Source organism: Thiothrix unzii, assembly GCF_017901175.1.
In the GTDB taxonomy this organism is placed as follows: domain Bacteria; phylum Pseudomonadota; class Gammaproteobacteria; order Thiotrichales; family Thiotrichaceae; genus Thiothrix; species Thiothrix unzii.
Genome location: NZ_CP072793.1, coordinates 2,730,987 through 2,750,065 on the forward strand (window position 1 = coordinate 2,730,987; position 19,079 = coordinate 2,750,065).

Genomic DNA, 19,079 nt, shown 5'->3' on the forward strand with positions numbered 1-19,079 from the left:
CTCCAAGTGATTCAAATCAGCGCACTGTGCCTGGGCGTGTCTGCGCTTTAAAGTTGGCTTTCTTCATCAAGCCTTCGTACTGGTGTGACATCATATGCGCTTGCAGTTGAGACAAAAAGTCCATGACTACAACTACGATAATCAACAATGAAGTGCCACCAAAATAGAAAGGCACATTCCAACCTAAGATCAAAAACTCTGGCAGTAAGCAAACCAAGGTAATGTAAATGGCACCAACCGCAGTCAAGCGCGTCATTACACCATCAATGTACTTAGAAGTCTGCTCGCCCGGACGAATACCCGGAATAAATGCACCTGCCTTCTTCAAATTCTCAGCGGTTTCACGGGAGTTAAACACCAGTGCCGTATAGAAAAAGCAGAAGAAAACGATAGCCATTGCATAGAACATTACGTACAGCGGCTGACCAGGTTGCAGCATACTGAAGAAGTTTTTCAACCACTCCATGCCCTCACCTTCACCAAACCACTGGCCTAAAGTCGCTGGAAACAAAATAATACTTGAAGCAAAGATAGGCGGAATAACACCAGCCATATTCAACTTCAAAGGCAAGTGACTAGACTGCCCCATCATCATTTTTCTACCTTGCTGGCGATTTGCATAGTTAACCGTGATACGACGCTGACCGCGCTCCACAAAGATAACCAACGCGGTCACCAGTAAGACCAAAACCAACAACAAGATAATCAAGAACGGCGAAAGTTCACCTGTATTAACCAACTCCAAAGTACCGCCAATTGCGGCTGGCAAGCCTGCGACGATACCTGCAAAGATAATCAAGGAAATACCGTTACCAATACCACGCTCGGTAATCTGCTCACCCAACCACATCAAAAACAATGTGCCAGTCACCAAAGTAACAACAGTGGTAATAATGAAACTCACACCCGGATTCAATGCAATCGTCTGACCACCACCAATATCTTGACCACCCAAAGCCACGGCAACACCGAAACTTTGAAATAAGGCTAAACCAACAGTGCCGTAACGCGTGTATTGCGTAATTTTGCGCCGACCGGATTCACCTTCTTTCTTCAGTTGCTCGAAAAAAGGAACAACGGTAGTCATTAACTGCACAATAATAGAGGCAGAAATATAAGGCATAATGCCCAAGGCGAAGACGCTCAGACGCTCCAACGCACCACCTGAAAACATGTTGAATACGCCGAGAATAGTACCGTTGTTCTGGTCAAAAAACTGCGTCATTGCCGCAGGATTTACACCAGGAACAGGAATATAAGTACCAATCCGATAAACGATCAACGCCAGCAGTACAAATACTAACCGCTGGCGAATTTCGACCATGTTTCCAAAGCCCCCAAGAGAAGCTGTCGGGTTTTTGCGCATGAGTTTTATTGTCCGTTATTCTTCGATCTTGCCGCCCGCTGCTTCGATTGCTTCACGTGCACCTTTAGTTACGCCCAGACCTTTTACAGTAACTGCACGATCAACCGCACCAGAAAGAATAATCTTAGCTTGCAGAGCTTGAGCATCAATCACATTTGCTGCTTTGAGACTCAACATATCAATCATATCGCCATCAACTTTCGCTAATTCGCTTAAACGAACTTCGGCAGTACGACGACCGATGCGTGAAGTAAAGCCAAACTTTGGCAAACGACGATGCATAGGCATCTGACCGCCTTCAAAACCACGCTTGTTGAAGCCACTTTTACGAGCGTGCTGACCTTTATGTCCACGACCAGCCGTTTTGCCTAAACCGGAACCAATACCACGACCGACGCGAGTACGGACAGGACGGCTTCCCAGATCAGGTTGTAGTGTATTCAGTTTCATCTTAAGCTTCCTCAACCTTGAGCATGTAGGAAATTTTGTTGATCATGCCACGGTTTTCTGGGGTGTCGATAACAGTGATAGGATTATGAATCCTACGGATACCAAGACCACGGGCACACTGTTGGTGACTTTTCAGACGACCATTCAGGCTGCGCACCAACGTGAGTTTAAGCTGCTTTGCAGAAGTCATCTTCTTACCCCTTAATCTGCTCAACGCTCTTACCACGTTTAGCAGCGATCATTTCAGGATCCTGCATAGAGGCCAGAGCCGCGATAGTAGCACGCACAACATTACCTGCGTTGCGAGTTCCCATACATTTAGACAATACGTTACGCACGCCTGCAACTTCTAGTACTGCACGCATCGCACCACCTGCGATAACACCCGTACCTTCAGATGCTGGTTGTAAGTAAACACGTGCAGCACCCTGCTCATACTTGAGCGGATATTGTAGTGTACCGTCTACCAAAGAAACAGTCACTAAACTACGACGCGCTTGATCCATAGCTTTCTGGATTGCAGCAGGCACTTCACGCGCTTTGCCATAACCAAAACCTACGCGACCATTACCATCACCCACTACGGTTAACGCAGTGAAGCTCATGATACGACCACCTTTAACAGTCTTAGCAACACGGTTCACTTGAACCAACTTTTCTTGCAAACCGTCAGATGGTGCTGATGTATTTTCTGCCTTCGCCATTGGATAAATCCTTAGAATTTCAGACCGGCTTCACGTGCACTATCTGCCAGTGCCTTGATGCGACCATGATATTTAAAACCAGAGCGATCAAAAGCAACGGAGTCAATACCTTTTGCCAACGCACGCTCAGCAACCAACTTACCTACCGCAGTTGCAGCAGTGATGTTGCCTGTATACTCCAAACCTGTCCGCAAGTCTTTATCTAGCGTCGATGCAGAGGCCAAAACCTCAGAACCGTCGGAAGATACTACCTGTGCATAAATATGCAGGGAAGTACGGTGTACGCTCAGACGGTTGACGCGCAACTCGCGCATTTTCATGCGGGCGCGTTTGCCACGGCGAATACGGGATGTTCTCTTGTCCATCTATGTCACCTTACTTCTTCTTCTTGGTCTCTTTGCGCAGAATCACTTCATCTGCATACTTAACACCTTTGCCCTTGTAAGGCTCTGGTGGACGGTAAGCACGAATTTCTGCTGCAACTTGACCAACTTTCTGCTTATCGCTACCACGTACCAAAATTTCTGTTTGGCTTGGGGTTTCGACGGTAATACCTTCCGGCATGTCATGCACGACCGGATGGGAAAAACCAAGACTTAAGTTAAGTTTATTGCCTTGGGCTTGGGCACGATAGCCGACACCAACCAGTTGCAATTTCTTTTCAAAACCTTGGCTGACACCCATTACCATGTTATTGGTCAAAGCACGTGTTGTGCCAGCCAATGCCCAAGCTTTAGAGTCATTCTCTTGCTTAGCACGGAATTTCAAGGTGTTATCTTCTTGGGAAACCTCGACTGCTTCATGAACAGTGAAATCAAAAGCACCTTTACTGCCTTTGATATTGAGGTTTTGACCACTAATGCTGACCTCTACGCCCTTAGGCAGATCCAACACTTTCTTTGCAATTCTTGACATGTCAAAGTCCGCCTTTTATTCAACCACACAGAGGACTTCGCCACCTTGACCAGCCGCACGGGCAGCGCGATCACTCATGACACCTCTGGACGTGGAAATAATAGCAATACCATAACCACCCATTACTTTAGGCAGCTCATCTTTACCACGGAAGATACGCAAACCCGGACGGCTTACACGCTTCACGCTACTGATGACTGGTTTGCCCTGGAAATACTTCAGCTTTACTGTGGTTACAGGCTTGCCTTCGGCTTCACCCGCTTCAAAACCCGCAATATAACCTTCTTCTTCCAGCACGGCTAAAATAGCCTTTTTCTGCCGCGAGGCAGGGAAAGTAACATTCACCTTATTAGCACGCTGCCCGTTACGAATTCGAGTCAGCATGTCGGCGATAGGATCACTCATACTCATATTATCTCTCCCTTACCAACTTGCCTTAGTGAGACCCGGAACGTCACCGCGCATCGCTGCTTCACGCAATTTGTTACGGCATAAACCGAACTTACGATAAACAGCGTGTGGACGACCTGTTAATCTGCAACGGGTCATTTGGCGAACTGGACTACTATCGCGTGGTAACTTTTGCAGTTTTTCAACAGCTTCCATTACTGACTCATAAGAGCTTTCTGGATTGCTGATGATAGCTTTGAGTGCATCACGCTTGGCTGCATATTTCGCAACAGATTCAGTCCGGCGTGTTTCACGAGCGATCATGGATTTCTTAGCCATTAGATCTTTATCCTCTTACTGCTGTCTGAAAGGGAATTTGAATGCTTCTAGCAATGCTCTTCCCTCTGCGTCAGTTTTTGCGGTGGTGGCAATCGTAATGTTCATACCACGCAATACGTCAATTTTGTCGTACTCGATCTCTGGAAAGATGATCTGCTCTTTGACACCCATGTTGTAGTTACCACGACCATCAAAGGCACGCGGACTAAGACCACGAAAGTCACGGATACGCGGAATGGAAATATTAACCAAACGATCTAAAAATTCGTACATTTTCTCACTACGCAGAGTGAGCATACAGCCAATCGGCCAACCATCACGAATTTTGAAACCAGCAACAGACTTACGGCTCAATGTAACCACGGGCTTTTGACCTGCAATTTTTGACATATCACCTGTTGCGTGTTCGATAATCTTCTTATCACCGACAGCTTCACCTAAACCCATGTTCAGGCTGATTTTCACCAGCTTCGGCACTTCCATCACATTTTTGTACCCGAACTTGTCCGTCAATTCCTTGACGACAGTATCGCGGTAATACTGTTGCAGTCTCGACATTTTACACCTTAAGCGTCTACGCGCTCACCATTGGACTTAAAGACACGGATTTTCTTACCATCGTCCAGGAGCTTGAATCCAACGCGGTCACCCTTGCCAGTGGCAGGATTGACCAGCATCACATTTGAGGCATCCATTGGCATTTCTTTTTCAATAATGCCACCTTGAACACCTGCATTTGGGTTCGGCTTAACGTGTTTCTTAACACGGTTAACACCTTGAACCAAAATTTTACCTTCTTCCAACACCTGCATGATCTTGCCGCGACGGCCTTTATCTTTGCCGGTGATGACAACCACTTCGTCACTACTGCGAATCTTACGCATTTTGTCACCTACTTCTGTCGTTGCAGTCTTACAGCACTTCAGGTGCTAGAGAAATAATTTTCATGAACTTCTCACCGCGCAATTCGCGGGTGACAGGCCCGAAGATACGAGTACCAATCGGATCCAATTTATTGTTCAGCAGAACCGCAGCATTGTTATCAAAGCGAATCTTAGAGCCGTCGTTACGACGAACACCGTGCGCAGTACGCACGATAACAGCACTATAAACATCGCCTTTTTTCACTTTACCACGCGGGATCGCATCTTTGATGCTGACTTTGATGATGTCACCAATGCCTGCATAACGACGATGAGAACCGCCCAGAACTTTGATGCACATAACTCGTTTGGCACCACTGTTATCTGCAACTTGCAGAATAGATTGCATCTGGATCATTTATGTTCTCCGTCCCTTATGCCTGGCCTGGGGCGCGTTCAACAACTTTGATCAAGGTCCAGTGCTTTGTTTTAGACAAAGGACGGCATTCCTTGAACAGTACGGTATCACCTTCATGACATTCATTATTTTCATCATGAACGTGATATTTTTTAGAACGCTTAATAAACTTACCGTACATCTCGTGCTTAACCTGACGTTCCATCAGTACCACGATTGACTTGTCCATTTTGTCGCTAACTACGCGACCCATCAAGCTGCGCTCGACTTTTGCTTCTTCGCTCATCGTTACTCACCTGCAACTTGCTTTTGAGCAAGCACTGTCTTGATCCGGGCAATTTGATGACGCACACGCTTCACTTCGGAAGGACGCGACAACTGACCAGCGGCTTTTTGCATACGCAGCTTGAACTGCTCTTTCAGATTTTCCAGCAATTCCGCTTTCAGCTCGGCTGCTGTCTTTTGCTTAAGTTCGGCTGCTTTCATCACATCACCTGACGAGAAACGAATGTAGTTTTCATCGGTAGTTTGGCAGCAGCAAGACGGAACGCCTCACGTGCAATTTCTTCTGCCACACCTTCGATTTCATAAAGAACCCTGCCTGGCTGGATTTGTGCAACCCAGTATTCAACGTTCCCTTTACCTTTACCTTGACGAACTTCCAGCGGTTTTTTGCTGATCGGCTTGTCAGGGAATACACGAATCCAGATTTTACCGCCACGGCGTACATAACGGTTAATTGCACGACGCGCTGATTCAATTTGACGCGCTGTCAAACGACCACGTTCTGTTGCTTTTAAACCGAATTCACCGAAGCTGACTTTACTTCCCGCCAAAGCAAGACCACGATTACGGCCTTTAAATTGCTTGCGGAACTTGGTTCTCTTGGGTTGTAACATCTCAAACCTCTATCACTTCTTCTTTCTGCCTTGACCTTGGCTTTGTTGGCCGTGGCTTTGGCTAGATTGCTGTTTCTGTTCCAGGTCGAAGACTTCGCCCTTGTAGATCCAAACTTTCACACCGATGATACCATAGGTGGTGAGAGCTTCCGCAGTTGCATAGTCAATGTCGGCACGTAAAGTATGGAGAGGCACGCGGCCCTCACGGAAGAACTCTGTACGAGCAATTTCCGCACCATTCAAACGTCCTGCAACACAAACTTTGATACCTAATGCACCCAAGCGCATTGCATTTGCTACGGCACGCTTTGCAGCACGACGGAACATAATGCGACGCTCAAGCTGGCTTGCGATACTTTCTGCAACCAGTTGAGAATCCAGCTCAGGCTTACGAATTTCTTCAATATTCAACTTAACATTGTTGACATTAAGCTCAAGGATACTAGCAGTTTCAGCACGCAACTTCTCAATGTCCGCACCTTGCTTACCAATAACCACACCCGGACGTGCCGTGTGAATGGTAATAAAAGCAGACTTTGCTGGACGCTCAATTTGAATGCGGCTAACAGAAGCTTCTTTCAACTTCTTCTTCAAGAATGTGCGGATTTCCAAGTCTTTATACAAGAAATTGGCGTAATCTTTACCTTCCGCGTACCACTTGGAGCGCCAGTCTGCCGCGATACCAAGACGGATGCCGGTTGGATGTACTTTCTGACCCATACTAAAACCTTATTTCTCGCCAACAGCGACGGTAATGTGACTGGTACGCTTCAGGATGCGATTTGCACGACCTTTAGCACGTGGCATGATGCGTTTCATGGTAGGACCTTGATCAACGAAAACACGAGTAACGTGCAAATCATCAACATCCGCTCCATCATTATGCTCAGCGTTAGCAATCGCGGATTCCAGAACCTTCTTCAGCATTTCAGCAGCCTTTTTCGGGCTAAACGCTAAAATATTCAAAGCTTTATCCACCGGCAAGCCACGGATCTGATCAGCAACCAGTCGGCACTTCTGAGGTGAAATACGCGCAAAACGTAAATGTGCTGCAACTTCCATCTCTACCTCTTACTTCGACTTCTTGTCGGCAACGTGACCACGGTAAGAACGGGTCAGAGCAAACTCACCCAACTTATGGCCTACCATATTTTCATTAACCAGCACCGGAATATGCTGCTTGCCGTTATGCACCGCTACCGTCAAGCCAATAAATTCTGGCAGGATCATAGAGCGGCGTGACCATGTTTTGATTGGACGACGATCGTTAGCAGCTTTAGCAGTTTCGATCTTCTTCATCAGGTGATGGTCAACGAAAGGACCTTTTTTGAGTGAACGTGGCACTGTTTAATCCTCTTACTTCTTGTTCCGGCGACGGACAATCATATTGTCAGTGCGTTTGTTGCTACGAGTCTTGTAACCCTTGGTTGGAACACCCCAAGGAGTAACAGGGTGACGACCACCGGAAGTACGACCTTCACCACCACCGTGCGGATGGTCTACCGGGTTCATAACCACACCACGAACCGTTGGGCGAACACCGCGCCAACGTTTTGCGCCAGCCTTACCCAACTTAATCAATGCGTGCTCAGAGTTACCAACCTCACCAATCGTAGCGCGGCAGTCGATAGGAACTTTACGCATCTCACCTGAACGCAGACGGATAGTCGCATAAGCACCTTCACGCGCAATTAACTGCACGGAAGCACCAGCACTACGTGCTAATTGCGCACCTTTGCCCGCCTTCATTTCGATACAGTGAATAACCGTACCAACAGGGATATTACGCATTGGCAAGCAGTTACCTGTGGCAATCGGCGCATGAACACCGGAAACAACCTCAGCACCTGCACTCAAGCCTTTTGGAGCAATAATATAGCGACGTTCACCGTCCGCATACAGCAACAATGCAATATTCGCGCTACGGTTTGGATCGTATTCCAAACGCTCAACACGCGCAGGAACATCATCTTTACGACGCTTAAAATCAACAAGACGGTAATGTTGACGATGCCCACCACCCACATGACGTGTAGTAATGCGACCCGTATTATTACGACCACCACTCTTGCGCTTATTTTCCAATAAACTCTTACAAGGTGCACCTTTGTGCAATTCCTTGTTAACAACCTTAACCTGGAAGCGACGCCCTGGGGAGGTTGGTTTTGCCTTAACGACTGCCATGATTCACCCTTGCCTTATTCTGCTGCCGCATCCAGAGAGAAACCTTCAGCCAATCTTATGTAAGCTTTCTTCCAGTCGCTGCGCTGACCGCTACGACGGCTAAAGTTTTTCTGCTTGCCTTTCACGTTGATAGTACGAACTTTATCAACCTTGACTTCAAATAAAGTCTCGACAGCTTCTTTAATTTCCTGCTTAGTTGCCGTTTTAGCAACTTTAAACACGTACTGATTTGATTTTTCAGCAGATGCAACAGTCTTCTCTGTTACACGCGGCGCAACCAAAATATGATAAAGACGCTCAGCACTCATGCCAGCCACTCCTGAATTTTCTCGATAGCTGCCGTCGTCACGACGACTTTTTCGTGACCAACCAAGCTAACAGGATTCAAAGCAGAAACTGTCGCAACTTCACAATAGGGAATGTTACGTGATGACAACAAAACATTGACATCATCAATATCAGAAACCAGCAATGTATCGTTTGAGCCGTACTCTTTCAACTTGGCTAACATTAACTTGGTCTTAGGCTCAGCAATATCAAAGCCCTCAACCACAACCAGACGCTCTTGGCGAACCAGTTCAGAAAAAATAGAACGCATTGCTGCGCGATACATTTTCTTATTTAACTTTTGCTCAAAGCTACGTGGACGAGCAGCAAATGTTGTGCCACCAGAACGCCACAAAGGACTACGAGTACTACCAGCACGCGCACGACCTGAGCCTTTTTGCTTAAATGGCTTTGCGCCACCACCACTCACGTCAGAGCGGTTTTTTTGAGCCTTAGTACCAGAACGACCGCCAGCCAAATAAGCCACTACCGCCTGATGCACTAAACCTTCGTTGAACTCACGCGCAAAAACGACTTCGTTTACTGCGATAGAGCCACCATTTGCAACCTGTAATTCCATTGCCGTCACCTTATGCCTTAACCGACAGCTTGACAACCACATCGCCGTTATTAGCACCTGGAACAGCACCTTTAACTAACAACAGATTGCGTTCTGCATCTACACGCACAACTTCCAGGTTTTGCGAAGTGCGTTGTACCGCACCCATGTGACCTGACATTTTCTTACCAGGAAATACGCGACCCGGCGTTTGGTTTTGACCGATTGAACCCGGCGCACGGTGCGACAAAGAGTTACCGTGGGTGCGATCCTGACCAGCAAAGTGATAACGTTTCAGGACACCCTGAAAACCTTTACCTTTGCTTACACCAGTTACGTCAACCTTCTGACCAGCTTCAAACATCGTTACTGCAAGCTCAGAACCCAACTCATAGCCAGCGACATCATTTGTACGTGACTCACGCACAAACGTACCCGCCGGAACACCGGCCTTGGCGAAATGACCCGCTTCTGACTTAGAAACACGGGAAGATTTTTTCTCACCTACAGACAACTGAATGGCAGTATAACCATCCGTCTCCGCCGTCTTGACTTGGGAAACGCGGTTTGCAGCAATCTCAAGCACAGTGACGGGGGTTGAACCTCCATCTTCACCGTATATCCGGGTCATACCTACTTTGCGACCCAGCAGACCGATAGCCATTTGCATACCTCTTCAAAATTACTCACGCCGAGCAACTTTCATTCTATCTTTTAGAAAAACTCGGCTCGACCTAGGTCGAGCCGTGGAAAGCCGCGCACTATAGCAGAAATCATTCCGCCGTTAAACTATTTTTTACAAATCAGTTAAGTTTGATTTGCACATCAACACCCGCAGCCAAATCCAGCTTCATCAGGGCATCAACGGTCTTGTCAGTCGGATCAATAATATCCATCAGACGCTTGTAAGTACGAATCTCATACTGATCACGCGCATCCTTGTCAACGTGCGGTGAAATCAGCACTGTGTAACGCTCTATGCGCGTAGGCAGCGGGATTGGCCCTTTGACACGCGCACCCGTCCGCTTGGCTGTCTCGACGATCTCAGTCGCAGAACGGTCAATCAGACGATGATCGAATGCTTTCAGGCGAATACGGATTCTTTGATCAGACATAACTATTACTCAATAATCTTAGCAACAACACCCGCACCGACGGTACGACCGCCTTCACGGATGGCAAAACGCAAACCATCTTCCATCGCAATGGGGTTGATCAGGGAAATGACCAACTTGACATTGTCACCGGGCATGACCATTTCAACGCCTTCTGGCAGCTCGCAAGCACCAGTTACGTCAGTGGTACGGAAGTAGAACTGTGGGCGATAGCCTTTGAAGAATGGCGTGTGACGACCACCTTCATCCTTGGACAGGACATAGACTTCCGCTTCAAATTTGGTGTGTGGCTTGATGGAACCCGGCTTGCACAGCACCTGACCACGCTCTACGTCGTCACGCTTGGTGCCACGCAGCAATAAGCCTACGTTGTCACCTGCCATCCCTTGATCCAGCAATTTGCGGAACATTTCAACACCAGTAACGGTGGTGGTTTGGGTGGCGCGGATACCAACGATTTCGATGGTTTCACCCACTTTGACCAGACCACGCTCGATACGACCGGTAACAACCGTGCCACGACCGGAGATGGAAAATACGTCTTCTACTGGCATCAGGAAGGTGCCATCAACAGCACGTACTGGATCCGGGATGAAGGTGTCAATCGCTTCAATCAGGCGGGCAATGGATGGCTCGCCAATATCAGATTGGTCGCCTTCCAACGCCATACGCGCGGAACCTTTGACGATTGGGGTATCATCACCGGGGAAGTCGTAGCTGGAAAGCAGTTCACGCAGTTCCATTTCGACCAGCTCCAGCAGCTCTTCGTCGTCAACGAGGTCACATTTATTCATGTAAACGACAACGTAAGGAACGCCAACCTGACGGGACAACAGGATGTGTTCGCGCGTTTGCGGCATTGGGCCGTCAGCAGCAGAACAAACCAAAATGCGCCATCCATCTGTGCCGCACCCGTGATCATGTTTTTAACATAGTCAGCATGGCCTGGGCAGTCTACGTGGGCGTAGTGACGGGTATCGGATTCGTATTCGACGTGTGCAGTCGAGATGGTAATACCACGCGCTTTTTCTTCTGGAGCCGCGTCAATTTGGTCGTAAGCTTTTGCTTCACCGCCAAATTTGCGAGCTTGTACAACAGTGAGTGCTGCTGTCAGCGTGGTTTTGCCGTGGTCAACGTGGCCGATTGTACCGACGTTCACGTGCAGTTTATTACGCTCAAATTTACTCTTTGCCATCGTTACTCACCTTTTACTTTCTTTATAACCGCCTGAGTAATAGCCGCAGGCGCTTCCGAATACCGTACAAATTCCATGCTGTAAGCAGCACGCCCTTGTGTGGCAGAGCGCAGGTCAGTTGCATAACCAAACATCTCACCCAAAGGCACTTCTGCACGCACCACCAAACTGCCGCTTTCCTCATCCATACCTTGAATGACACCACGGCGGCGATTTAAATCACCAATAACATCACCCATGTACTCTTCGGGCGTTGTTACTTCAACCTTCATAACAGGCTCCAACAAAGCGGGAGCCGCTTGCATAACACCCTGACGTAACGCCATAGAGCCTGCAATTTTAAATGCCATTTCACTGGAGTCGACATCATGATAAGAACCATCAAACAAGGTTACTTTCATATCGACCAGCGGGAATCCGACTAAAACGCCGTTACCCATTTGCTCCTGAACACCCTTATCAACGGCTGGCACGAATTCTTTCGGCACAACACCGCCCACCAAGGCGTTTTCAAATTTGTAACCCTCAGCTTCACCCAAAGGCTCCAGACGCAACCACACATGACCGTACTGCCCGCGACCACCCGATTGACGAATGAACTTACCCTCAACCTCAACCGACTGACGGATGGTTTCACGATAAGCCACTTGAGGAGCACCCACAGTACAACCCACCTTGAACTCACGCAACATCCGATCAACGATGATCTCTAGGTGCAATTCACCCATCCCAGCGATGATGGTCTGCCCTGTTTCCTCATCAGTGCGAACACGAAACGAAGGATCTTCCTGCACGAGTTTACTCAGCGCAATTCCCATTCGCTCTTGATCCGCTTGTGATTTCGGTTCAACAGCCACTGCAATAACCGGCTCAGGAAAATCCATCTTTTCCAAAGTGATGACATGATTCATGTCACACAGCGTTTCACCAGTTGTTACATCTTTAAGTCCGACAGCGGCTGCAATATCACCCGCACGAACCTCATCAATATCTTCACGAGAGTTAGAGTGCATCTGCACCAAACGCCCAATGCGTTCACGCTTACCTTTTACTGGGTTATATACCGCACTTTGCGATGTCAAAACCCCGGAGTAAACGCGAAAAAATGTCAACGTACCAACGAACGGATCCGTTGCAATTTTAAATGCCAACGCTGCAAACGGCTCATCATCACTCGCATGACGCTCAGCTTGGGTTTCAGCTTTATCATCCAGATGCCCCTTAATAGCAGGAACGTCTATGGGTGATGGCATCAATTCAATGATTTTGTCCAATGCCGCCTGCACGCCTTTATTTTTAAAGGCTGAACCACAAGTCATTGGCACAATTTCAAGATTAATGGTGCGCTTACGCAAACCCGCAATAATCTCATCAGCAGACAAATCACCTTCTTCAAGGTATTTATCCATCAACACGTCATCAGCTTCAGCCGCAGCCTCCACCATTTTCTCACGCCATTCCTGACAAGAAGCCACCATATCAGCCGGAATCTCGACAGCCTCATAGGTGACACCCTTATCAGCATCGCCCCACATGATCGCTTTCATACGAATCAAGTCGACAACACCAGCGAAATGCTCTTCCGCACCAATCGGCAATTGCAACGGCACTGGATTCGCTTTCAGCTTACTCTTCAACTGCTCGTAAACGCGCAGAAAGTTTGCACCAGAGCGATCCATTTTATTAACAAACGCCATGCGTGGCACATGGTATTTGTTTGCTTGCCGCCATACAGTTTCCGATTGCGGTTGCACTCCACCTACGGCGCACAACACAAACATCGCACCATCCAACACCCGCAATGAACGCTCGACTTCAATCGTGAAGTCAACGTGCCCCGGCGTGTCGATAATATTGATCCGATGCTGCGGAAACTGCTTATCCATCCCCGACCAAAAGCAAGTGGTAGCAGCGGAGGTAATCGTAATACCACGCTCACGCTCCTGCTCCATCCAATCCATGGTCGCCGCACCATCGTGCACTTCACCAATCTTATGAGACACACCTGTATAGAACAGAATACGCTCAGTAGCAGTAGTCTTACCAGCATCAATGTGCGCCATGATGCCAATATTACGGTACTGCTCAATAGGTGTGCTACGCGCCACTGATGGTCACTCTTATCATTACCAGCGGAAGTGTGCGAAAGCTTTGTTAGCCTCTGCCATGCGATGCACGTCTTCACGCTTCTTCACAGCAGTACCACGCTTTTCAGAAGCATCCATCAATTCACCTGCCAGCTTGCGAGCCATGGATTTTTCACCACGCTTACGAGCGGCATCAATCAACCAACGCATAGCCAGCGCGTTTTGACGTGAAGGACGTACTTCAACTGGCACTTGGTAAGTTGCACCACCAACACGACGGGATTTAACTTCTACCGCAGGACGAACGTTATCCAGTGCGTATTCCAGCACTTCAATACCGTCACCGCCTTTCTTGCCAGAAATTTCTGTCAATGCGCCGTAAATAATCTTTTCGGCAGCAGACTTCTTACCATCTTGCATGATGGCATTCATGAATTTAGTCAGCAATTGGCTTCCGAACTTAGGATCGGGCAGTACAACACGCTTGGGGACTTCTCTTCTTCTAGGCATGACTCATATCACCTGTGAATTACTTTTTAGGACGCTTTGTGCCGTATTTGGAACGCGCCTGTTTACGGTTTTTAACGCCCTGCGTATCCAAACTGCCACGAACAGTGTGGTAGCGGACACCTGGCAGGTCTTTTACACGACCGCCACGAATCAGAACAACCGAGTGCTCTTGGAGGTTATGACCTTCACCGCCGATATAGCTAGTGACTTCAAAACCATTGGTCAAACGCACACGCGCAACCTTACGCATCGCGGAGTTTGGCTTCTTTGGCGTAGTGGTGTACACACGAGTGCAAACACCACGGCGTTGTGGACAAGCTTCCAACGCCGGAACCTTGCTCTTCTCTACTTTGCTCTGGCGCGGCTTACGCACCAACTGGTTAACTGTTGCCATAAATCTAAAATGTCTCCTAACCTGCCACGAGGAACTTGCCTGGCCTGCCTAGTCCCCATAAAGACAACAGACCGAAAATCGGTCTGTTTGAGGACGACAGATTTTAGGGGTCGGAAAACCTCATGTCAAGAAAGTTTTCCGTACCAATCACTTAAACCCGACGATGACCGGATACTTAATCGGAATCCATGTCCATCGGCTCACCGAAACTGATCGTTTCAGTGGGCGCGGGGCGTTCATAAGCAAACTCATTACGCTGACTGCGACGATCATCGTGATACGCCAAACCGGTTCCTGCCGGAATCAGACGACCCACGATAACGTTTTCTTTCAAGCCACGTAATTCGTCACGCGCTCCACGTACTGCTGCTTCTGTCAGTACACGGGTTGTTTCTTGGAACGAGGCAGCGGATACGAAGGAATCCGTCACCAACGAGGCTTTGGTAATACCCATGAGCAAACGCTCAAACGTAATACGCAATTTGCCTTCTTTGTCCAAACGTTTATTTTCTTCCACTACGCGCCAGAAATCGCTCTGTTCGCCGCGCAAGAAGTTGCTATCACCCGGATCAATGACTTCCACTTTACGCATCATCTGACGGGCGATAACTTCAATGTGCTTGTCATTGATCTTAACGCCTTGCAGACGGTAAACGTCTTGGATTTCCTTGACTTGGTATTCTGCAAGCGCACGCGCACCCAGCAAGCGTAAAATATCGTGCGGATTAGGCTCACCGTCAGCAATGGTTTCACCACGGTTGACTTTTTCACCTTCAAACACGTCCAGATTACGCCATTTCGGAATCAGCTCTTCGTACTGCTCACCGTCTTCACTGGTAATGATGACGCGCTGCTTACCTTTAGTTTCCTTACCAAAGGAGATTGTGCCGGTTTTTTCCGCCAGAATCGCACCGTCTTTCGGTTTACGCGCTTCAAACAAGTCGGCTACCCGTGGTAAACCACCCGTGATGTCACGTGTCTTAGAGGACGCTTGCGGCAAACGTGCGATAACTTCGCCGACTTGCACGCTTGCACCATTCGTCGAGCTAACAATCGCCCCGGCTGGCAGTGGGTACTGCACCGGAATTTTTGTGCCTTCAAAGAATACGCTGTCGCCATTCAAGTCAAGCAAACGCACAGTTGGACGCAATTCGCGGCCTGCCGCAGGACGGTTGCGCGGGTCAATGATTTCAATGGAGGCCAAACCGGTCATTTCGTCGACTTTGGTTTGTACTGTCACGTTATCAATGAAGTCGCTGAAATCCACACGCCCCGTTACCTCGGAAATAATCGGGTGGGTATGCGGATCCCATGTCGCCACTTCCTGACCGGCTTGCACTTGCGCGTATTGGTCAACCGACAAAATCGCACCGTAAGTCAGCTTGTAACGTTCTTTATCACGCCCGTCAGCATCGACAACGCCCAATTCACCGGAGCGGGATACCACCACCAGTTTGTTTTCTTTGTTGCGAACTGTCTTGACGTTAATCAGGTGCGCCTGACCGGAAGATTTAACGCAAATACTGTTTTCCGCTGCTGACCGGCTCGCTGCCCCCCCGATGTGGAAGGTACGCATGGTCAACTGAGTACCCGGTTCACCGATGGACTGCGCTGCAATAACACCGACGGCCTCACCCTTGTTAACCAAATGCCCACGTGCCAAATCACGACCGTAGCAGTGTTTACACACGCCATAACGGGTTTCACAGGTAATCGCGGAACGCACGGTGATTTCATCAATCGCCATTGCATCAATCTGCTTGACCCAGCCTTCGTCGAGGAAGGTTCCTGCGGGGATCAATACTTCGTCACCTTTGGTTACATCCTGCGCAACCACACGGCCTAACACGCGCTCAGCGAGAGCTTCGACCACATCACCACCTTCGATGATAGGACGCATCAGGATACCGCTGGTCGTGCCACAGTCATCAATAGTAACAACCATGTCTTGCGCCACATCGACCAAACGACGCGTCAAGTAACCGGAGTTCGCGGTTTTCAGTGCCGTATCCGCCAAACCTTTCCGCGCACCATGCGTCGAGATAAAGTATTGCAATACGCTCAAACCTTCGCGGAAGTTGGAGGTAATCGGTGTTTCAATGATGGAACCATCCGGTTTCGCCATCAAACCCCGCATCCCTGCCAACTGACGAATCTGGGCTGCGGAACCCCGCGCCCCGGAATCCGCCATCATGTAGATGGAGTTGAAAGATTCTTGGTAAACCGTTTTACCTTCAGCATCGACAACTTCTTGCTTACCAATTTTTTCCATCATCGCTTTCGCGACTTTTTCATTGGTACTCGCCCAGATGTCAACGACCTTGTTGTAACGTTCGCCCTGAGTCACTAAACCGCTGGCAAACTGGTTTTGAATTTCCAATACCGCTGCATCAGCTTCCGCCAACAATTCGACTTTCTTTTCAGGGATCATCATATCGTCGGAACAGAAAGAAACGCCGGAGCGCGTCGCGTAGCGATACCCGGTGTACATCAGTTGGTCAGCGAAGATAACCGCTGATTTCAAACCCACCCGACGGTACGATTCATTAATCAGTTTAGAAATCGCTTTTTTCTTCAATACGGTATTGAAGAGTTCAAAAGGCAAACCTTCCGGCATAATACTGGTCAGCAATGAGCGTCCAACCGTGGTATCAATCAAACGGGTACGCTTGATCAATTCACCGTCTTCGTCTTTGATGCTGTCAGTAATGCGTACTTTTACTTTGGCGTGTAAAGAGGCATTGCCAGTTTCATAAGCACGTTGCGCTTCCATCGGATCCGCAAACACCATGCCCTCGCCTTTCGCATTGATGGCATCGCGGGTCATGTAATACAAGCCCAAAACGATGTCTTGCGACGGCACAATAATCGGCTCGCCGTTCGCTGGTGACAGGACGTTATTAGTCGCCATCATCAGAGTACGTGCTTCCAACTGCGCTTCCAGTGACAATGGTACGTGTACCGCCATCTGGTCGCCGTCGAAGTCCGCGTTGAACGCTGAACACACCAATGGATGCAACTGAATCGCTTTACCTTCGATCAGGGTCGGCTCGAACGCCTGAATCCCCAAACGGTGCAAGGTAGGTGCGCGGTTGAGCATGACTGGATGTTCGCGGATAACTTCCGCGAGAATATCCCAAACTTCTGCCGTTTCGCGTTCAACCAGCTTTTTGGCGGCTTTGATCGTTGTCGCCAAGCCACGACGCTGTAATTTACCGAAAATAAACGGCTTAAACAGTTCCAACGCCATTTTCTTTGGCAAACCGCACTGATGTAAACGCAGCGTAGGCCCGACCACGATAACCGAACGACCAGAGTAGTCGACACGTTTACCCAACAAGTTTTGACGGAAACGACCTTGCTTACCTTTGATCATATCTGACAAAGATTTCAGCGGACGCTTGTTAGAACCGGTAATGGCACGACCACGACGACCGTTATCCAGTAACGCATCCACAGACTCTTGCAGCATACGCTTTTCGTTGCGCACGATAATGTCCGGGGCGTTTAGCTCTAACAAACGCTTCAAACGGTTGTTACGGTTAATAACGCGGCGATACAGGTCATTCAAGTCAGATGTGGCGAAACGCCCACCGTCCAACGGAACCAAAGGACGCAGATCCGGCGGCAACACAGGCAGCACGGTCATGATCATCCATTCAGGTTTATTGCCAGAACTGAGGAAAGATTCCATCAACTTCAGACGCTTGCCCAAACGCTTCAACTTGGTTTCGGAACCAGTCTCAGCGATTTCCTCGCGCATCTTAGCGACTTCATCTTTGAGGTCGATAGAACCTAACAGTGCGTAAACCGCTTCAGCACCCATACTGGCTTCAAATTCGTCACCGAATTCTTCTACCGCTTCCAGATAAGCCTCATCGCTCAATAACTGGTTGCGCTCCAGCGTGGTCATGCCCGGCTCGGTGACAACGAAGGTCTCAAAATACAAGATGCGCTCAATGTCACGCAGCGTCATATCCAGCATCAAACCGATACGGGAAGGCAATGACTTCAAGAACCAAATGTGCGCTACCGGACTTGCCAGCTCAATGTGACCCATGCGTTCACGACGCACTTTGGTCTGGGTTACTTCAACGCCGCACTTTTCGCACACTACGCCACGGTGCTTCAAACGCTTGTACTTACCGCACAAGCATTCATAGTCCTTAACCGGGCCAAAAATTTTGGCGCAGAACAAACCATCACGTTCCGGTTTGAAAGTACGGTAGTTAATGGTTTCCGGTTTTTTCACTTCACCAAACGACCACGAACGGATCACTTCAGGCGAAGCCAAACCAACTTTAATCGCGTCGAAATCTTGCGTTTCTTGCTCTTTCTTATGGAAGTTCAATAAATCTTTCATG

The 19,079-nt window shown here is 48.6% G+C and carries 26 protein-coding genes and 1 pseudogene; all 27 read right to left on the bottom strand.

From position 1 onward, the window contains the following. Nucleotides 1–16 precede the first annotated feature (16 nt). The 27 genes and pseudogenes from secY to rpoC all read right to left on the bottom strand — a co-directional run bounded on the left by secY (nucleotide 17) and on the right by rpoC (nucleotide 19,078). Nucleotides 17–1,366: a preprotein translocase subunit SecY gene (gene secY, locus J9260_RS13615; RefSeq protein WP_210218272.1), complete on the bottom strand. Its 1,350-nt coding sequence runs from the start codon at nucleotides 1,364–1,366 to the stop codon at nucleotides 17–19. 15 nt (nucleotides 1,367–1,381) lie between these two features. Then, nucleotides 1,382–1,816, bottom strand: a complete 435-nt coding sequence (rplO, locus tag J9260_RS13620) for a 50S ribosomal protein L15 (protein ID WP_210218273.1) — start codon at nucleotides 1,814–1,816, stop codon at nucleotides 1,382–1,384. Between the two features lies 1 nt (nucleotide 1,817). Next, nucleotides 1,818–2,006: a 50S ribosomal protein L30 gene (gene rpmD / locus J9260_RS13625; RefSeq protein ID WP_210218274.1), complete on the bottom strand. Its 189-nt coding sequence runs from the start codon at nucleotides 2,004–2,006 to the stop codon at nucleotides 1,818–1,820. A 4-nt stretch (nucleotides 2,007–2,010) separates the two neighbouring features. Next, nucleotides 2,011–2,520, bottom strand: coding sequence for a 30S ribosomal protein S5 (gene rpsE, locus J9260_RS13630; RefSeq protein ID WP_210218275.1), 510 nt, complete (start codon nucleotides 2,518–2,520; stop codon nucleotides 2,011–2,013). Between the two features lie 11 nt (nucleotides 2,521–2,531). Further along, nucleotides 2,532–2,885, bottom strand: coding sequence for a 50S ribosomal protein L18 (gene rplR / locus J9260_RS13635; protein WP_210218276.1), 354 nt, complete (start codon nucleotides 2,883–2,885; stop codon nucleotides 2,532–2,534). A 10-nt stretch (nucleotides 2,886–2,895) separates the two neighbouring features. Then, entirely contained in the window at nucleotides 2,896–3,435 is a 540-nt protein-coding gene (gene rplF / locus J9260_RS13640) for a 50S ribosomal protein L6 (protein ID WP_210218277.1), read from the bottom strand. A gap of 15 nt (nucleotides 3,436–3,450) precedes the next feature. Beyond that, nucleotides 3,451–3,846, bottom strand: coding sequence for a 30S ribosomal protein S8 (rpsH, locus tag J9260_RS13645; protein ID WP_210218278.1), 396 nt, complete (start codon nucleotides 3,844–3,846; stop codon nucleotides 3,451–3,453). A gap of 12 nt (nucleotides 3,847–3,858) precedes the next feature. Next, nucleotides 3,859–4,164 (bottom strand): 30S ribosomal protein S14, encoded by a 306-nt coding sequence (gene rpsN / locus J9260_RS13650; protein ID WP_210218279.1) that lies wholly within the window; start codon nucleotides 4,162–4,164, stop codon nucleotides 3,859–3,861. 15 nt (nucleotides 4,165–4,179) lie between these two features. After that, the gene (rplE, locus tag J9260_RS13655; protein WP_210218280.1) at nucleotides 4,180–4,722 is read right to left on the bottom strand and encodes a 50S ribosomal protein L5; all 543 of its coding nucleotides are present in this window, start codon (nucleotides 4,720–4,722) and stop codon (nucleotides 4,180–4,182) included. 8 nt (nucleotides 4,723–4,730) lie between these two features. Further along, nucleotides 4,731–5,048, bottom strand: coding sequence for a 50S ribosomal protein L24 (gene rplX / locus J9260_RS13660; RefSeq protein ID WP_210218281.1), 318 nt, complete (start codon nucleotides 5,046–5,048; stop codon nucleotides 4,731–4,733). 28 nt (nucleotides 5,049–5,076) lie between these two features. Beyond that, complete coding sequence (rplN, locus tag J9260_RS13665; protein ID WP_210218282.1) at nucleotides 5,077–5,445, bottom strand: 50S ribosomal protein L14; 369 nt, start codon at nucleotides 5,443–5,445, stop codon at nucleotides 5,077–5,079. Between the two features lie 16 nt (nucleotides 5,446–5,461). Next, on the bottom strand, nucleotides 5,462–5,731 hold the full coding sequence (rpsQ, locus tag J9260_RS13670) for a 30S ribosomal protein S17 (protein WP_210218283.1): 270 nt from the start codon (nucleotides 5,729–5,731) through the stop codon (nucleotides 5,462–5,464). Nucleotides 5,732–5,733: 2 nt separating this feature from the next. Then, a complete protein-coding gene (gene rpmC / locus J9260_RS13675) occupies nucleotides 5,734–5,931 on the bottom strand; it encodes a 50S ribosomal protein L29 (protein WP_210218284.1) in 198 nt (65 codons plus the stop codon). Further along, a complete protein-coding gene (gene rplP / locus J9260_RS13680; RefSeq protein WP_210218285.1) occupies nucleotides 5,931–6,344 on the bottom strand; it encodes a 50S ribosomal protein L16 in 414 nt (137 codons plus the stop codon). Before rplP ends, rpmC begins: the two co-directional genes overlap by 1 nt. A 12-nt stretch (nucleotides 6,345–6,356) precedes the next feature. Then, entirely contained in the window at nucleotides 6,357–7,064 is a 708-nt protein-coding gene (gene rpsC, locus J9260_RS13685; RefSeq protein ID WP_210218286.1) for a 30S ribosomal protein S3, read from the bottom strand. Nucleotides 7,065–7,073: 9 nt separating this feature from the next. Continuing rightward, complete coding sequence (gene rplV, locus J9260_RS13690) at nucleotides 7,074–7,406, bottom strand: 50S ribosomal protein L22 (RefSeq protein ID WP_210218287.1); 333 nt, start codon at nucleotides 7,404–7,406, stop codon at nucleotides 7,074–7,076. Nucleotides 7,407–7,415: 9 nt separating this feature from the next. After that, nucleotides 7,416–7,688 (bottom strand): 30S ribosomal protein S19, encoded by a 273-nt coding sequence (gene rpsS, locus J9260_RS13695; RefSeq protein ID WP_202718495.1) that lies wholly within the window; start codon nucleotides 7,686–7,688, stop codon nucleotides 7,416–7,418. A 12-nt stretch (nucleotides 7,689–7,700) separates the two neighbouring features. Further along, entirely contained in the window at nucleotides 7,701–8,528 is an 828-nt protein-coding gene (gene rplB, locus J9260_RS13700; protein ID WP_210218288.1) for a 50S ribosomal protein L2, read from the bottom strand. Nucleotides 8,529–8,542: 14 nt separating this feature from the next. Then, nucleotides 8,543–8,836: a 50S ribosomal protein L23 gene (gene rplW, locus J9260_RS13705; protein ID WP_210218289.1), complete on the bottom strand. Its 294-nt coding sequence runs from the start codon at nucleotides 8,834–8,836 to the stop codon at nucleotides 8,543–8,545. Next, on the bottom strand, nucleotides 8,833–9,435 hold the full coding sequence (gene rplD, locus J9260_RS13710) for a 50S ribosomal protein L4 (protein ID WP_210218290.1): 603 nt from the start codon (nucleotides 9,433–9,435) through the stop codon (nucleotides 8,833–8,835). The genes rplW and rplD overlap by 4 nt, the downstream gene beginning before the upstream one ends. Nucleotides 9,436–9,445: 10 nt before the next feature. Continuing rightward, the gene (gene rplC / locus J9260_RS13715; RefSeq protein WP_210218291.1) at nucleotides 9,446–10,078 is read right to left on the bottom strand and encodes a 50S ribosomal protein L3; all 633 of its coding nucleotides are present in this window, start codon (nucleotides 10,076–10,078) and stop codon (nucleotides 9,446–9,448) included. 139 nt (nucleotides 10,079–10,217) lie between these two features. Beyond that, nucleotides 10,218–10,529: a 30S ribosomal protein S10 gene (gene rpsJ / locus J9260_RS13720; protein ID WP_210218292.1), complete on the bottom strand. Its 312-nt coding sequence runs from the start codon at nucleotides 10,527–10,529 to the stop codon at nucleotides 10,218–10,220. 5 nt (nucleotides 10,530–10,534) lie between these two features. Beyond that, nucleotides 10,535–11,724 (bottom strand): annotated as a pseudogene (gene tuf, locus J9260_RS13725) (elongation factor Tu). A 2-nt stretch (nucleotides 11,725–11,726) separates the two neighbouring features. Then, nucleotides 11,727–13,832 (bottom strand): elongation factor G, encoded by a 2,106-nt coding sequence (gene fusA / locus J9260_RS13730; protein WP_210218293.1) that lies wholly within the window; start codon nucleotides 13,830–13,832, stop codon nucleotides 11,727–11,729. Nucleotides 13,833–13,850: 18 nt separating this feature from the next. Beyond that, nucleotides 13,851–14,321 carry a 30S ribosomal protein S7 gene (rpsG, locus tag J9260_RS13735; RefSeq protein ID WP_210218294.1) on the bottom strand — a complete coding sequence of 157 codons (471 nt, stop codon included), beginning with the start codon at nucleotides 14,319–14,321 and terminating at the stop codon, nucleotides 13,851–13,853. A 19-nt stretch (nucleotides 14,322–14,340) separates the two neighbouring features. Beyond that, on the bottom strand, nucleotides 14,341–14,715 hold the full coding sequence (gene rpsL, locus J9260_RS13740; RefSeq protein WP_028489190.1) for a 30S ribosomal protein S12: 375 nt from the start codon (nucleotides 14,713–14,715) through the stop codon (nucleotides 14,341–14,343). 175 nt (nucleotides 14,716–14,890) lie between these two features. Then, nucleotides 14,891–19,078: a DNA-directed RNA polymerase subunit beta' gene (rpoC, locus tag J9260_RS13745; protein ID WP_210218295.1), complete on the bottom strand. Its 4,188-nt coding sequence runs from the start codon at nucleotides 19,076–19,078 to the stop codon at nucleotides 14,891–14,893. Between the last annotated feature and the right edge of the window lies 1 nt (nucleotide 19,079).

What these genes read in the sequence shown, in the direction of transcription:
- secY (WP_210218272.1), bottom strand. Translation starts at nt 1,366, where the DNA reads ATGCGCAAAAACCCGACAGCTTCTCTTGGGGGCTTTGGAAACATGGTC.
- rplO (WP_210218273.1), bottom strand. Translation starts at nt 1,816, where the DNA reads ATGAAACTGAATACACTACAACCTGATCTGGGAAGCCGTCCTGTCCGT.
- rpmD (WP_210218274.1), bottom strand. Translation starts at nt 2,006, where the DNA reads ATGACTTCTGCAAAGCAGCTTAAACTCACGTTGGTGCGCAGCCTGAAT.
- rpsE (WP_210218275.1), bottom strand. Translation starts at nt 2,520, where the DNA reads ATGGCGAAGGCAGAAAATACATCAGCACCATCTGACGGTTTGCAAGAA.
- rplR (WP_210218276.1), bottom strand. Translation starts at nt 2,885, where the DNA reads ATGGACAAGAGAACATCCCGTATTCGCCGTGGCAAACGCGCCCGCATG.
- rplF (WP_210218277.1), bottom strand. Translation starts at nt 3,435, where the DNA reads ATGTCAAGAATTGCAAAGAAAGTGTTGGATCTGCCTAAGGGCGTAGAG.
- rpsH (WP_210218278.1), bottom strand. Translation starts at nt 3,846, where the DNA reads ATGAGTATGAGTGATCCTATCGCCGACATGCTGACTCGAATTCGTAAC.
- rpsN (WP_210218279.1), bottom strand. Translation starts at nt 4,164, where the DNA reads ATGGCTAAGAAATCCATGATCGCTCGTGAAACACGCCGGACTGAATCT.
- rplE (WP_210218280.1), bottom strand. Translation starts at nt 4,722, where the DNA reads ATGTCGAGACTGCAACAGTATTACCGCGATACTGTCGTCAAGGAATTG.
- rplX (WP_210218281.1), bottom strand. Translation starts at nt 5,048, where the DNA reads ATGCGTAAGATTCGCAGTAGTGACGAAGTGGTTGTCATCACCGGCAAA.
- rplN (WP_210218282.1), bottom strand. Translation starts at nt 5,445, where the DNA reads ATGATCCAGATGCAATCTATTCTGCAAGTTGCAGATAACAGTGGTGCC.
- rpsQ (WP_210218283.1), bottom strand. Translation starts at nt 5,731, where the DNA reads ATGAGCGAAGAAGCAAAAGTCGAGCGCAGCTTGATGGGTCGCGTAGTT.
- rpmC (WP_210218284.1), bottom strand. Translation starts at nt 5,931, where the DNA reads ATGAAAGCAGCCGAACTTAAGCAAAAGACAGCAGCCGAGCTGAAAGCG.
- rplP (WP_210218285.1), bottom strand. Translation starts at nt 6,344, where the DNA reads ATGTTACAACCCAAGAGAACCAAGTTCCGCAAGCAATTTAAAGGCCGT.
- rpsC (WP_210218286.1), bottom strand. Translation starts at nt 7,064, where the DNA reads ATGGGTCAGAAAGTACATCCAACCGGCATCCGTCTTGGTATCGCGGCA.
- rplV (WP_210218287.1), bottom strand. Translation starts at nt 7,406, where the DNA reads ATGGAAGTTGCAGCACATTTACGTTTTGCGCGTATTTCACCTCAGAAG.
- rplB (WP_210218288.1), bottom strand. Translation starts at nt 8,528, where the DNA reads ATGGCAGTCGTTAAGGCAAAACCAACCTCCCCAGGGCGTCGCTTCCAG.
- rplW (WP_210218289.1), bottom strand. Translation starts at nt 8,836, where the DNA reads ATGAGTGCTGAGCGTCTTTATCATATTTTGGTTGCGCCGCGTGTAACA.
- rplD (WP_210218290.1), bottom strand. Translation starts at nt 9,435, where the DNA reads ATGGAATTACAGGTTGCAAATGGTGGCTCTATCGCAGTAAACGAAGTC.
- rplC (WP_210218291.1), bottom strand. Translation starts at nt 10,078, where the DNA reads ATGGCTATCGGTCTGCTGGGTCGCAAAGTAGGTATGACCCGGATATAC.
- rpsJ (WP_210218292.1), bottom strand. Translation starts at nt 10,529, where the DNA reads ATGTCTGATCAAAGAATCCGTATTCGCCTGAAAGCATTCGATCATCGT.
- rpsG (WP_210218294.1), bottom strand. Translation starts at nt 14,321, where the DNA reads ATGCCTAGAAGAAGAGAAGTCCCCAAGCGTGTTGTACTGCCCGATCCT.
- rpsL (WP_028489190.1), bottom strand. Translation starts at nt 14,715, where the DNA reads ATGGCAACAGTTAACCAGTTGGTGCGTAAGCCGCGCCAGAGCAAAGTA.
- rpoC (WP_210218295.1), bottom strand. Translation starts at nt 19,078, where the DNA reads ATGAAAGATTTATTGAACTTCCATAAGAAAGAGCAAGAAACGCAAGAT.